The sequence below is a fragment of the Roseivirga sp. UBA838 genome (genome assembly GCF_002296035.1).
Lineage (GTDB): Bacteria > Bacteroidota > Bacteroidia > Cytophagales > Cyclobacteriaceae > Roseivirga > Roseivirga thermotolerans.
Genome location: NZ_DBHC01000037.1, coordinates 54,182 through 67,673 on the forward strand (window position 1 = coordinate 54,182; position 13,492 = coordinate 67,673).

Sequence of the window (13,492 nt, forward strand, 5' to 3'; positions counted from 1 at the left end):
ATGCATCAGATTACAAAAAGCAACAACCTCTTTGAAGAGGCTCAGAAATATATACCAGGAGGTGTTAATTCTCCTGTAAGGGCATTCAAAGCCGTAGGAGGCAATCCCATTTTTATAAAGAAGGCTAAAGGAGCCTTTATTTTCGATGAGGATGGCAATGAGTATATTGAGTTGATTAACTCCTGGGGTCCAATGATTCTTGGTCATGCCAATAGCAAAATAGAAGAGGCTGTACAGAAAGCCATTTCAGGATCCCTTTCGTTTGGAGCACCAACGGCCATTGAGATAGAAATGGCCAAAACTATTTGTGAGATGGTGCCCTCTATTGAAAAGGTTAGAATGGTGAACTCAGGGACAGAGGCCACCATGTCGGCCATCCGATTGGCCAGAGGTTACACCGGACGATCGAAAGTGATCAAATTTGAGGGCTGCTATCACGGGCATGGCGATTCGTTCTTAATTGCGGCCGGTAGCGGAGCCATTACGCTGGGGGAACCCAATAGTCCCGGTGTTACGAAAGGTACTGCCCAAGATACGGTTACTGTACCCTTCAACGATATTAACAAAGTACATGAGGCTGTTCGGGCCAATAAAGAAAATGTAGCCGCTATTATTGTAGAACCTGTAGCCGGCAATATGGGCTGTGTACTACCTGCGGAGGGTTTTTTGGAAGGTTTGCGTGAAATATGTAATGCGGAAGGAATAGTGCTCATTTTCGATGAGGTAATGACGGGTTTCCGTCTTTCACCTTCCGGAGCGCAAGGCGTATTCGATGTGCAACCTGATATTACCACCCTTGGTAAAATAATTGGCGGGGGTATGCCGGTAGGAGCATACGGTGGCAAGCGCGAAATAATGGATTTTGTTTCCCCTGTAGGTCCGGTGTATCAGGCAGGGACTCTGAGTGGTAATCCTGTAGCAATGGCCGCGGGGTTGGCTATGTTAAGTCAGATTAAAGAAGACCAAACCTTATATAGCGATCTGGCCCTCATTACGGCCAAGTTGGAGAATGGCTTGCAGGAAGGGCTCGATAACCTTGGGCTGCCATATACCATCAATAGAATAGGTTCTATGATTAGTATTTTCTTTACTTCCGAAAAGGTATCGAATTTTGAAGACGCCAAGAAGTCTGACTTGAACCTCTTTGGCCAATACTTCAGAGAAATGCTGAAGAGAGGGGTTTATTTGCCACCATCGCAGTTTGAGTCTTGGTTTATATCCAAATCCATTACACCTAATCTTGTAGACAGAATTGTGGAAGCCAGCAACGAGTCGCTGCGCGTAATTCATCAGTAGTACCAGAAACTGATGAATATTTCCAGGTAGAAGAATATTTGCAAGAAGAAGGCGTAAACAAAGCCTACAATATTGAATTTAATAAGGGTTTTAAACCATCCCTGCTTATATACTTTCAGAAATGAAATGTAGGCATAAGTACTGGTGAGTATAAAAAATACAACCCCTATAATGGCTCGGGCTGCGTCAATATCCCATGCCGGAAAGGTATTTTTAGTAACTATCTTATACATAATTAATAAGCCCAAACCATAGAGCAGATAGGCAAATGAGTGAATGTGCAGGGCATGAACAATGTGCTTAATGTACAGGTGTTTTCTCCGTACATAGACAAACTTTAGCACTCCGGCAAAAAGCGGAATAAGAATGAACATCATCAGCGGTAGGTTGCCAAGCACAAAACCTTTAAAGCCTTCATCGTTTTCAAAGATTTTCCGGGTTTGTGCATACACATGCACTTTTTGATTGGGGCTAAGAAAATTACCTTCAATATTGCCTCCATTGCCTTGTAGAGAGTCCCAAAATACAGAATCGGGCATTCGTCTGTCTCTGGCAAAGCGGTGCATTTTATCTACCCATTCTTCGTCTTCAGACGTGGGTAACTCAACGGTAGAAAGTGACACTTTTGTGTCTTCTATAAAGTCTTCTGAAAAGTCGGCCTCTAGTGAGTCTAACAATTGACTAAAGGAGACTATTCCACTGTATTTCTGAGTCAGTGAGTCTTCTATCAAGGCCATTTTCACACTGTCGGAGAGAACCTTTAAGCGGTCGTTGTCCCTTAAAGCATCGAGGCTGGCGGTAGTTATCTCGGAGTCATCGCTAAGGTCTTTAAGGTTAAAGTCTGAGAGCAGGTAGCTTATGGTAAAGAAGTAAAAAAGGCTCATGACCAAATACAGCCTTACCGGATGAATGAAGTGCTTAATTTTGCCTTCGTGAAAACGATTGGTCAATGCTCCGGGCTTAAAAAGAAAAGGAACGAGGCTGTGGGCAAGCTTGGAGTCGAGCCCCAGGTAATTATCGACAAACTCTTTAATGAGCGTGTAAAATGTAACGTTATTGTCTGTGTTAGCCTGACCGCATACCGGGCAAAAATTATAGTCTTCGTGCAGGCTGGAGCCGCAGTTGTTACAAGAGTTGCTTCTTCTTTTCTTTTCTATCATGCTCTGGTACGACCGAACTATCAAATATAGCAGAAGTAGGCAAGTGGTAAAAGGCTTGCCTTACCGAATCTAATCAATAACGGTGCACCAACGAGAAGAAAAAGTAGGGCTCAGACCTCGCTTTCTTTGAGTCTGTCTTTAAACATAGCCCTCAACTTCTGCACTTTAGGGTTAATTACTGCCATGCAGTAGGGTTGGTTGGGGTTGTCATTAAAGTAATTTTGATGATAGTCTTCTGCCGGGTAGAATGCCGCAGGGCCGGTTATTTCAGTAACTATGGGGTCTTCGAAGTAGTCACCCATTTCAGTTTTTACTTCTTCAGCAATTTTTTGTTCTTCTTCACCGGAGGTTATAATTATGGAACGATACTGCGTGCCTGTGTCGTACCCTTGCCTGTTAAGTGTGGTGGGGTCGTGAGTGGAGAAAAAGATTCTTAGCAGGTCTGAGTAGCTCAGTTCATTTGGGTTATAAGTAATTCTGATTACTTCTGCATGGCCTGTTCGTCCGCTTGTTACTTCCCGGTAGGTGGGTTTTTTAACAGAGCCGCCTGCGTAACCGGATTCTACTTTATGAACCCCTTTTATTCGCTGAAAAACGGCCTCTGTACACCAAAAACAGCCGCCTCCAACAATGGCAGTTGCTTCTGTAAGTTCGGTAGAAAGTAACTGCATGGAGGCAGAGTTTACGCAGTATCTAAGACCACTGGGTTCCGGACCATCGGGGAAAACATGTCCCTGGTGGGCATCGCAGGTGTTGCACATAATTTCTACCCTCACCATGCCATAGCTGGTGTCTTTTTCATACTTAATGGCATTTTCTTTTACAGGCTGGGTAAAGCTTGGCCAGCCGCTTCCTGATTCGAACTTTACCCTGGAATCGAAGAGGGGAGTGCCACAGCAAACACAGCCATAGAGCCCCGGTTCATGTCTTTCGCAGAACTCACCTGTACCCGCCCGTTCGGTTCCTTTTAAACGGGCTATCTGGAATTGTTCCGGAGTAAGTATTTCTTTCCATTCAGCCTCGGTTTTTTCTACCCTTCTATCGGGTTTGGGATTTCCGTTGTTGGTGAATTTAATGACATCTGACCAGGTAAGCATAGGCAATTGGTTTATGGCAGAAAGAACAAGTGCTTTTGCCAGAAAGTTTATTGTTTGCCCAAATATCGGTTAAACTCTGCAATTAGTTTTTCTCTTTCGCTTGGCCGTGGTGCATCTTTGTTAACTAGCTGACCATTGTGGTAGATCATATAATGTGGAAGGGCTGGAATGTTGAGCTCTTCCATTTTTGTGGTATATCCTGCATTTTCTATTCTAAAATGAAGTCCGGTGTTTAATTCATGCCTTTTTATGGCATTTTCCCATGGCAAGTCTTTACGATCGGCAGATAGATAAACATAGATTAATTGGTCTGAATCAAATTCAGTTTGAATCTTCTTTGAATAAGGCATTTCTTTAATGCAAGGGGCACACCAACTAGCCCAAAAATCGACATAAATTACTTTATCCTGATTAGAGGCTACTAAAGCTTCCAAAGAGGTTGATTCTTTCTTTAAGTTGATCAGCTCTAAATCATCACCAATAGAAAATTTGATATTGTATTTATTGATCAAGTGATTGACCATTGCGGTATCTTGATATTGATTTTTGAACTTATTGAGGTATTCCCATCGGATCTCAATTGGGAAATAGCCAGCATCTTTGAATATGTACTCTACATAATAGTAATGGAGTTTCTTCTTCTCTATTTGACTTAAATGGCTTGCCACCTGAACCGAATCATATGCCCGAGGATAATTGGTGATTCTACCTCCAGCGGTTTCAGTTTTATATTTGTATTGGTCTACTTTTGAGCTGAACTCAATAGAGGATGAGTAATCAAAATATTTTGAAAAACTGGAATTAAAAAATAGACTATCACTTCGATCTACAGGCAAGTTTGGGTACCTATTCAGAAGTTCTTTACGAAGCCCTGAAAGAGTACTGAATTTATCAGACTCTACTCCTTTTTTATTCAAAGGGGAAGCCAAAAGTTCAGTGAGTTGAAAATAGATGTTGGTAAGTCTGTAGTTGAATTGTTGTTTATTGATTTGATTTCTCTCTTGGAGTGATTCAAGCTTTGAATATGTTCTCTCAAGTTCTTCAGGTAGGTTTTTTCGGGCATTGGGTTCTATCCCATTAACAAACTCAAGATACTCATCTCTCGGTAAATTCTTTGCTCTATAGTTCAATAGGACTGGTAGCTTCATGATGTCCATAGCAGTATATTCATCAAAGGCCAGACTGTCTCTTTGAATAAGACTGAAATTTGTTACTTCATAAGTCTCGGTTCTGTTTAGAACTCTAGCAATTGGTTTGATGCCATTGTAATTGAATTCAATGGTATCACCACTTTGAAATAGATATTTAAGGTTATCAACTCCTTTATACATTAATCTTACTTCAATCAGATCACGACCAGTTTTGATAATGACTGTGTCTTTTTCGGAGCCTATATTAAGTGGAAGTCTCTGGTCAATCAGGTTATCATCTATGAATTGGATTTCATCACCATTCTCAGTTCTATATTGATGACTTCCGTTTGAACCTGGTATTTCATAATAACCATTTCGGACTGGTTTGTTGAAAATTAACGTGATTTGGTCAGCCTTTTCTTTCTTTTTAATAATAGTCTCTGATGCTTTATCAGAACATGAGAACAAAATGAATAGGCACAAAAAAAGGAATGAAGTGTGTTTCATTCCTAAATATACTTGTAATGTTTTACCACTATCTAGTTAGTTTCGTTCTCGCCTAACAATTCTTTTTTGATCACATCCTTGAGTACTTCTTTGGGAAGTGCGCCAGACTGCATCATAGGCTGTCTACCGTCTTTCGGAATGAAAAGAATACTGGGAATACTTCTGATTCCAAACATGGCACTTAGCTCTTGTTCTTCTTCGGTATCTACCTTGTAAATGTCTATTTCCGGAAACTCTGCTGCCAACTCTTCGAAGATTGGAGCTACCATCTGGCATGGTCCGCACCAATCGGCATAAAAGTCTATAATGGCCGGTTTTTCACCTTCAAACTTCCATTCTTTTTCTTTCTTGTAGTTGAATACCTTGGTTTCAAAATCAGCCAGACTTAATTGTTTTGTTTTCATACTTCTCAAATTACAAACATTTAAGTCTTGCAGCCAACAAACAGTTCCATAGAAGTATAACCAATGTAACACAGGTTACTTTTAGGGACATTGATTACTCGTTGCTCCATCGGGGAACACCTTTGTAGCTCTCCCAGGTTGGCAGCCGTTTGGTTTCAGTTTTTGTGGTTTCTAGTGCGCGCAAAAACTTTTCTTCATGGCCGTTCAACCAGTTGGAGAATGTAGGGCCGGGTGTGTGGCCTTTGGTAATGTGCTTTAACAAGAGACCTATGTTAAAGGTGGTGCTGCTCAGGCCGGCTTCGGCCAGTTTGGCATCTTGTGCATTACAGGCCTGCTCATATTGCCCTTTTACCGGAACCATTAATACAGGCTTGTTTAAGTACATGGCTTCACAAATGGACTCGAAGCCGGCAGTTGAGGCATAACCCGCGCAACCAGCCATTAGGTGTAAAAATTTTTGATCGTTGATGTAGTGAAAGGTGAGGTTTTTATGGGGTTTCCACTCATCGGGCAGTTGTTTGTTATCCCAAAAGCAATGGATTTTGATTTTCTTGTTTTCCTTATGCCACTCTATGATTTCCTGAGCGTAGCCTTTGTTTACCACATAGGCCAGAATGTAGTCTCCATTTGTCGGAGTGAGCGAAAAAACTTCCTTTCTTAAAAGCGGTGGGGCTATAATGAGCTTGGGGGAGTCGCTTTTCAGGGGTCTAAATGAAAGGGCTATTATTTTATGGCTGCCTATGGCAGTGAGTTGGTTGTTGAGCCGGAAGGCCCATTTCTGGGTTTTGAAACCCTCTGCAAAGGGAAAGCTATTGTGTAGTGCGAGGTATTGATGCGCGATACACACTCTTTGAGTAGAGGGTCTGAACAGTCCGAAATATAATCCTCCCAGTATGTCGTAGAAGTTTACTATAAGATCGGGTTTAAACTCTTTCCTAAACTTGTGCAGGCGAATGAGCTCTCTCAGAAAAAGGGGGGTACTGAGCAGATTAAAAGTGACTGTTTTCCAGAGGTTTACAGATTTACTGTTTTTGTCGAAGTAGAAATTGGGACTTTTAAATGTCTTTAGATTAGCATTGGTGTTTTGCGCTACAAATTTGGGGATGCTTCTTCGGTTACTGGTGCCAACCGCAATGGCGGTTACCTGGTGGTTGGCATTGCTCAATATTTTTTCTAAAGCTAAGGCCTGTGTCATGTGTCCCCTTCCTTCGCCCTGAACAATAAAAAGAACTTTCATGTGATTATGCCTGACTTGCTGTTGCTGCTACTTCTTTTGTCCCACTGCCGGTGTAAGCATGAAGAGGAATGGTTTTTTCATCACTTTCATCTTTTTCCTTTTGGTTGCTTTCGCTGTAATACACAAGGCTCCACTCACCCTTCTTGTCTTCTACCAAAGCTGTCATTGATTCAACCCAGTCTCCGGAATTCAAGTAATGTATGCCATTAATGTGTTTAATAGCGGGCTGATGAATATGTCCGCATATTATGCCTTCACACCCTTTGTACAGGGCCATACTGGCGAGTTGTGTTTCAAAATCATCGATATATTTTACAGCCTGCTTTACCTTACCTTTTACTTTTTGCGAGAGCGAAAAATAAGGAAGCCCCTTTTTCAGTCGTCTGTAGTTGTATTGTCTGTTAAGCCACAGTAGAAAAGTATATCCTATATCGCCCAACTTGGCAATCCATTTGAATTGGGTAGTAATTGAGTCGAAAACATCGCCATGGGTGATGTAGTACTTTTTACCATGGCTGGTGTAAACAAGGTCTCTGGCGATTTTTAAATTGCCGACAGCGAAGGGTAGAATCTGATCGAGAAAGTCATCGTGATTGCCTCTCAGGTAGGTTACTTTGGTGCCATCTTCTTCTATCATTTTTAATATTTTGGTGAAGAAGCGGGTGTGCTTACGTTTCCATTTGCCTGACTTTTTGAGTTGCCAGCCGTCTATGATGTCACCGTTTAGAATCAGGTTCTCGCATCTGTATTGCTTTAGAAACCTTACGAGCTCTTTGGCTTTAGAGCCCTTTGTGCCTAGGTGAACATCAGAAACAATGATGGTTTTACATTCATTTTTCACTGTCTGAGGTTTGGGGGTTAGGGTTAAAACAATATCACATCTTTATGTGACCCCTTTATGACCAGTGAATTATCTGAATGCTATAAAAAAGAAGGTAGATACAAGGAGGGTTAAAATTGCCTTAATATAGGCTAAGCCTTGAGTTGTTCGTCTATATATTTCACGGCTTGTCCAACGGTTTGAAGTTTTTCGGCATCACTATCAGGAATTCTGATGTTGAAAGACTGTTCAAACTCCATAACAATTTCGGCATAGTCGAGAGAGTCTATCCCCAGGTCTTTAATAAAGTTAGCATCCAATGTGGCTTCTGTAGGGGCAATGCCTATTTTCTCAACAAGTATTTGGGTTACCTTTTCTAGCGTTTTGCTCATTCGGTTGGTGGTAAAATTGGTTGGCGGAAGTTAAACCATTTCAATATAAATCTAAAACCTAAGGGTAAATTCTGTGCCTTCATTGATCACCGAACGGACCATTATGGCGCCTCCGTGTTTGCGCATAATTTGTTTGGATAATGAAAGACCTATACCGGATCCTTGCTTTTTGGTGGTAAAAAAAGGAATGAAGATTTTACCTAAAGCTTCTTCGTCTATTCCGGAACCATTGTCTCTAATCTTAATGGTTGGTCGACCATATTCATTCACAAACGCATTGATAATTATGGTTTTATCTTCTTCATTTTCTTCCAGGGCGTGCATGGCGTTCTGAATGAGGTTAATTAAAACCTGATCGAGCAGTTCTTTGTCTACATGCAGTTTTAAGTCTTTGGGTACAATATTTACAACAAAGTCAATGCCTTTTACTTCCATTTCATGAGAAAGTAAAAGCTTAATGTGGTCAACAAGTTTTCTTATTTCTATCTCCTGGATCTTAGGTTCAGGAATACGTGTGAGGTTTCTAAAGTCAGAAACAAAGCGTATGAGCCCTTCGCTTCTTCTTTTAATGGTTTGCACAGCCAGATAAATATCTTCGAGCTCTTCCTTTTCAATCGGAACATCATCTTCAATATTGTCTACCAGATTTACTTCTACAGTATTGGCAAGAGATGATAATGGAGTGACCGAATTCATGATTTCATGTGTGAGCACACGAATCAGATTTTGCCAGGCATCCATTTCTTTTTCTTCCAACTCCGATTGTATGTTTTGAATAGACACCAGCTTAAACTCTTCGCCTCTTAATACTAGCTCAATCACATAAATAGAGAGTTGGGTTCGGGTGCCTTCACGGGTAAGTTCAATCAGGGCACTTCCTCCGGTTTTTAGTTTTACAAGCGACTCTACGAGCTTAGGGCTTACTTTGCTCAGCTCAAAAATACTGTTGATGCTATCTATGCCAATGAGTTTCTTTGCCGCACTGTTAATGATCTGAACTTCTCCCAGCTTGTTGAAAGTAACCAAGCCAATGGCTACGTGTTGCACAATGGTCCTGAAATAGTGGTAATTGGCCTCTTTTTCGGCCCGTATTTCTCTAAACTTTCTAATTACGGTGTTGAATTCATTGTACAGCTCATTCATGGATTTACCTCTTCCTGAAGTGGGATAGGTGGTGGTAAAATCATCATACTTAATAGAGCTTAAGAAACCTGCAATCTCTCGGTTGGTTTTGTCCAGGGTTCTTATTAGAAAATAGACCTGAAGGGCCACCAATAGTGCAATGAAGAAAGCATTTACATTGTTGGCGGTTTCTATGTAGGCGTAGGCCAAAAGAAAAATAGAGCCAACCAATAAGGTGACTCTAATAATTATGGCCATTCTTAAGTTTTTAAAGCCCATGCTTTTCTAATCTTCGATACAATGAGGCACGTGTAAGCCCCAACTCTTTGGCGGCCTTAGAAATATTACCAGAATGCTTGTTAATGGCTTTGAGAATCACATTCTTTTCCACCTCATCCAGATTCAGATTATCCACACTTTCTGTTTGGGAGTCGGCTTTTTGAACCAGAAAGAAGAAGTCGTCTGGCATTAGCACATTGCCTTCGCTCATAATAATTGCGCGTTCAATGGCATGTTGCAATTCCCTAATGTTTCCGGGCCAGGAGTATTTCGATAGTTTCTTATAAGTAGACGGAGCGATTTTTTTGGGGGGCTTTCTATACTTTTCACAATAGACCTTCACAAAATGGTCGGCCAAAAGATTAATGTCGTCTTGTCGCTCGCGCAAAGGAGGAAGGTGAATTTCTACAGTATTGATACGGTAAAGCAAATCCTGCCGAAAGGTATTTTCGGCAACCATATCGTATACCGGCATGTTGGTGGCGCAAATAAGGCGTATGTCAATATCTATGGGTTTATTGGTTCCAATTCGGGTCACCTGCCTGCTTTGTAGTACGGTAAGCAATTTAGACTGAAGAGGCATACTCAGGTTGCCAATCTCATCTAAAAACAACGAGCCTCCTGATGCTACCTCAAATCTACCAGCTCGGTCTTCCTTGGCATCGGTAAAGGCGCCTTTCTTATGGCCAAATAGCTCCGATTCAAACAGTGTTTCCGTAATGGCTCCCATGTCTACCCCCACAAAGACATTGTCTTTGCGCAGGGAACGTTGGTGAAGTGCGCGAGCCACAAGCTCTTTACCCGTACCATTTTCCCCCAAAATAAGCACATTGGCATCGGTGCCCGCTACTTTGTCTATTATGCTAAAGACATTCTTCATGGCGGGGCTGTCTCCTATAATGTCTTTAAAAGGCTTGCTTATATCATCTTCCAGCTGCTTTTTGGCGCTTTTGAGCTTTTCTACTTCTTTGTAGCTCTGCTTTAGTTTAATGGCCGAAGAGAGTGTGGCGAGAAGTTTTTCATTTTGCCAGGGCTTCAATACAAAGTCGGTGGCCCCTTCTTTGAGAGCCCGCACGGCCATTTCTACATCGCCAAAGGCAGTAATCAATATAACCACTGCTTTGGGGTCGGCTTCTAAAATCTGTTCCAACCAATAGAACCCTTCTTTACCACTGGTAATGTCTTTACTGAAGTTCATGTCCAGCAATATGACATCATAGGTCCCATTGTTCATTAAGAAAGGAATCTTCTTGGGGTTCTTTTCTATAATCACCTCTTTGGCGTGCTTCTTCAGCAAGAGTTTGGCTGCAATGAGCACGTCCTCGTCATCATCTATTATCAGTATTTTTCCGAGTTCTTTGTCCACAAGCTTGTATTTGAAAAGTTATTGCAACTGAAATAATGCCAATTGGCATAGAAGCGAAATATAGGGGATTAGTTTTAGAGGATGTCCGATATCGCAACAAAATTAGTCCGATTATGAACGTGTTTTTCTTGAAAAGTATCGCTTATGCGAGCATTGAAAACTCCTGAGCTTTGTGCGTAATAGCAATAAATTGAGGTGAAATTTGCTAAAAACAGGTACGTACAGATATCGGCTCGGGTGCAGGCGAAAAAACCTTACTTTTAAAAGAATTTGGTTTTGCAGATGAAATGAAAGTGTTTATATTGCACCTGTTGTTTTGAATTAATTTAAAGATTAATTCAGATATTTTGAGTTTTTGACCTTTGGGCTCGGTGCTGACCATACCGAGCCTTTTTTTATGCCCAATGGGCTCTTCCGGTGTTCGATTGTGTTCGTTTTCGATCAATTTCTGTTTTAATTCTGTACACTTACATGCAACCTGGCGGGGTGGGATATAGTCTATTCGTTTGATTTATAGTGTTTTACAAAAGTGGCACCCTTGTTGTCAATCGGTGATCGGACTAGAAAACACGAATAATTAGCAATGGACAGAAAAATTAAAAAGAAGACTTGGACAACTAAGCGCATAGTGACCATTCTCGGCAGTGCCGCTATTCTATACTTAATACTTTACGTTTTTATTTTTAATGATAACTCGGCCAAGCTCAATGTAGAAATTGAGAAGATAAGTGTGGGTGAGGTTATTGAAGGCCCTTTTCAAGAGTTTATACCTATTCCCGGTACGGTTCAACCCAAAACCACTATATATCTCGATGCGAAAGTGGGCGGCAACGTTGAACGAAAGTTTTTAGAAGGTGGAGTAAGAGTAAAAAAGGGAGATACTATTCTTAAGTTGGAGAACCGGCAGCTCGAAATGAATTACATCAGCGAGCAAACTCAAACCAACCGGTTGAGAAACGAGATTGAAAACACTAACAACAGGTTGCAACAACAGCTTTTTACTTCGAAAGCACAGGTTATATCGCTAGACTTTGACATCGATGAGGCCAAGGACCAGTTGATGCGTACTGAGCAACTCTGGAAGAACAAAGTAGCCACTGAGCAGGAGTACTTAAACGCCAAAAGAAGGTATAACCGTTTGTTGGCTACCAGAACAAATACACTCAAGCAAATGGAGTTTGACTCCATCAATAATATTACCCAGCGCGATCAGAATATTGAAAGACTGGTAACCTCTGAAGATGCCCTGAAGTTGGTGCAGCGACAGTTGGAGGACTTGTATGTGACAGCTCCAATAGATGGTCTTCTTTCTACAGTAAATGCAGAGATTGGCCAGCAAATAGGACAGGGAACTACTATTGCTCAAATTGATGATTTGGACGGCTTTAAAGTGTCGGCTTTAGTAGATCAGCACTATTTGCCCAGAATATATGAGGGGCTGGTAGGAACTTATGATTTTGCCGGAAATACCTACAAGCTGGAAATCAGAAAGAAGTTTCCTGAAATCAACAACGGTCAGTTTGTGGTAGAGCTTGTTGGTGAGATTCCTGAAGGAGTCAGACGAGGCCAGGAGCTTTCTGTGCGACTCCAATTGAGTGAGGAAAAAAGAGCTATTCAGATACCTAGAGGTAGCTTCTTTCAAACTACAGGTGGTAACTGGATCTTTGTGTTGAACGAAGATGAAACCGAAGCCGTCAAGAGGAGAATCAAGATTGGAAACCAAACTCCACGTAACTATGAAGTACTGGAAGGTTTAAAACCTGGAGAAAAAGTGATATTTTCATCATACGAAGGGTATGAAGATAAGGACAAGCTTATCATCAAGAAATAAATTAATTCAAACAACTAATTAACTTTTATAATTATGGGAAACAACAAGAGTGTCATCACCACTAAGGGGCTGAAGAAGTTCTATTACACGGATGAAATCGAAACGACCGCGTTGAATAACGTAAATCTTCAGATTGCTGAAGGTGAGTTTGTTGCAATCATGGGACCATCGGGTTGTGGTAAATCTACTTTACTAAACATCATTGGTCTATTGGATAACCCTTCTGAAGGGGAGTTCTATTTTTACGATGAAGAGGTCTCAAAATATTCTGAAAGACAAAGAGCAGAGCTTAGAAAAAGAAACATTGGTTTCGTGTTTCAGAGCTTCAACCTTATTGACGAGCTAACGGTATATGAAAACGTGGAGCTTCCTCTAATCTATCTCAAATATCCATCTTCTGAAAGAAAGCAAAGGGTAGAAGAAGTGTTGGAACATATGCAAATTATGCATAGAAAAGACCACTTTCCACAGCAGTTATCAGGTGGTCAGCAGCAAAGGGTGGCTGTAGCCAGAGCGGTTGTTGCAAAGCCTAACCTAATTCTTGCGGATGAGCCAACGGGTAACCTTGATTCTACCAACGGCCAGGAAGTAATGACACTTCTTAGCGATTTGAATGCAGGAGGTACAACCGTAATTATGGTAACGCACTCTGCTACCGATGCAGAATACGCTCACAGAGTGGTGAACCTGTTCGATGGTCAGATTGTATCTGAGAACATCAATTCTAAAGAGAATTCACTGGTTTAGTTACTCAGTAGAATGCTGAATGTGAGGCGGTCTCAAAAGCTTCAAAACACGTGATTCTAAACTTGTCTACTGACAGGCAGGTTAATTTCAGAATCTATAAG

At 41.3% G+C, this 13,492-nt stretch carries 12 protein-coding genes; 3 read left to right on the plus strand and 9 right to left on the minus strand.

The features are described 5' to 3' along the window. A complete protein-coding gene (hemL, locus tag B3O12_RS13475; RefSeq protein ID WP_286745463.1) occupies positions 1 to 1,296 on the plus strand; it encodes a glutamate-1-semialdehyde 2,1-aminomutase in 1,296 nt (431 codons plus the stop codon). Here the strand turns inward: hemL and B3O12_RS13480 are convergent. From B3O12_RS13480 to B3O12_RS13520, 9 genes are all read right to left on the minus strand, one after another. Continuing rightward, the gene (locus B3O12_RS13480; protein WP_189629480.1) at positions 1,290 to 2,456 is read right to left on the minus strand and encodes a DUF3667 domain-containing protein; all 1,167 of its coding nucleotides are present in this window, start codon (positions 2,454 to 2,456) and stop codon (positions 1,290 to 1,292) included. The genes hemL and B3O12_RS13480 overlap by 7 nt on opposite strands. A gap of 110 nt (positions 2,457 to 2,566) precedes the next feature. Beyond that, the gene (locus B3O12_RS13485) at positions 2,567 to 3,553 is read right to left on the minus strand and encodes a bifunctional methionine sulfoxide reductase B/A protein (RefSeq protein WP_286756659.1); all 987 of its coding nucleotides are present in this window, start codon (positions 3,551 to 3,553) and stop codon (positions 2,567 to 2,569) included. Between the two features lie 47 nt (positions 3,554 to 3,600). Then, positions 3,601 to 5,193, minus strand: coding sequence for a TlpA family protein disulfide reductase (locus B3O12_RS13490; RefSeq protein ID WP_286756660.1), 1,593 nt, complete (start codon positions 5,191 to 5,193; stop codon positions 3,601 to 3,603). A 32-nt stretch (positions 5,194 to 5,225) separates the two neighbouring features. Then, entirely contained in the window at positions 5,226 to 5,597 is a 372-nt protein-coding gene (gene trxA / locus B3O12_RS13495) for a thioredoxin (RefSeq protein WP_286756662.1), read from the minus strand. Between the two features lie 94 nt (positions 5,598 to 5,691). Continuing rightward, on the minus strand, positions 5,692 to 6,834 hold the full coding sequence (locus B3O12_RS13500) for a glycosyltransferase family protein (RefSeq protein WP_286756663.1): 1,143 nt from the start codon (positions 6,832 to 6,834) through the stop codon (positions 5,692 to 5,694). 4 nt (positions 6,835 to 6,838) lie between these two features. Beyond that, the gene (locus B3O12_RS13505; protein ID WP_286756665.1) at positions 6,839 to 7,675 is read right to left on the minus strand and encodes a UDP-2,3-diacylglucosamine diphosphatase; all 837 of its coding nucleotides are present in this window, start codon (positions 7,673 to 7,675) and stop codon (positions 6,839 to 6,841) included. Positions 7,676 to 7,806: 131 nt separating this feature from the next. Continuing rightward, the gene (locus B3O12_RS13510) at positions 7,807 to 8,046 is read right to left on the minus strand and encodes an acyl carrier protein (RefSeq protein WP_189629486.1); all 240 of its coding nucleotides are present in this window, start codon (positions 8,044 to 8,046) and stop codon (positions 7,807 to 7,809) included. 51 nt (positions 8,047 to 8,097) lie between these two features. After that, a complete protein-coding gene (locus B3O12_RS13515; protein WP_229838565.1) occupies positions 8,098 to 9,426 on the minus strand; it encodes a sensor histidine kinase in 1,329 nt (442 codons plus the stop codon). Between the two features lie 10 nt (positions 9,427 to 9,436). Next, a complete protein-coding gene (locus tag B3O12_RS13520) occupies positions 9,437 to 10,813 on the minus strand; it encodes a sigma-54-dependent transcriptional regulator (protein ID WP_189629488.1) in 1,377 nt (458 codons plus the stop codon). Positions 10,814 to 11,396: 583 nt separating this feature from the next. On the opposite strand from B3O12_RS13520, the gene B3O12_RS13525 reads away from it, so the two are divergent. Together B3O12_RS13525 and B3O12_RS13530 are read left to right on the plus strand one after the other, a co-directional pair. Next, a complete protein-coding gene (locus B3O12_RS13525; RefSeq protein ID WP_189629489.1) occupies positions 11,397 to 12,644 on the plus strand; it encodes an efflux RND transporter periplasmic adaptor subunit in 1,248 nt (415 codons plus the stop codon). 33 nt (positions 12,645 to 12,677) lie between these two features. Further along, a complete protein-coding gene (locus B3O12_RS13530; RefSeq protein ID WP_286756666.1) occupies positions 12,678 to 13,391 on the plus strand; it encodes an ABC transporter ATP-binding protein in 714 nt (237 codons plus the stop codon). The last annotated feature ends 101 nt before the right edge of the window (positions 13,392 to 13,492 follow it).

Coding starts and splice junctions, on each gene's coding strand:
- hemL (WP_286745463.1), top strand. CDS start 1: ATGCATCAGATTACAAAAAGCAACAACCTCTTTGAAGAGGCTCAGAAA.
- B3O12_RS13480 (WP_189629480.1), bottom strand. CDS start 2,456: ATGATAGAAAAGAAAAGAAGAAGCAACTCTTGTAACAACTGCGGCTCC.
- B3O12_RS13485 (WP_286756659.1), bottom strand. CDS start 3,553: ATGCTTACCTGGTCAGATGTCATTAAATTCACCAACAACGGAAATCCC.
- B3O12_RS13490 (WP_286756660.1), bottom strand. CDS start 5,193: ATGAAACACACTTCATTCCTTTTTTTGTGCCTATTCATTTTGTTCTCA.
- trxA (WP_286756662.1), bottom strand. CDS start 5,597: ATGAAAACAAAACAATTAAGTCTGGCTGATTTTGAAACCAAGGTATTC.
- B3O12_RS13500 (WP_286756663.1), bottom strand. CDS start 6,834: ATGAAAGTTCTTTTTATTGTTCAGGGCGAAGGAAGGGGACACATGACA.
- B3O12_RS13510 (WP_189629486.1), bottom strand. CDS start 8,046: ATGAGCAAAACGCTAGAAAAGGTAACCCAAATACTTGTTGAGAAAATA.
- B3O12_RS13515 (WP_229838565.1), bottom strand. CDS start 9,426: ATGGCCATAATTATTAGAGTCACCTTATTGGTTGGCTCTATTTTTCTT.
- B3O12_RS13525 (WP_189629489.1), top strand. CDS start 11,397: ATGGACAGAAAAATTAAAAAGAAGACTTGGACAACTAAGCGCATAGTG.
- B3O12_RS13530 (WP_286756666.1), top strand. CDS start 12,678: ATGGGAAACAACAAGAGTGTCATCACCACTAAGGGGCTGAAGAAGTTC.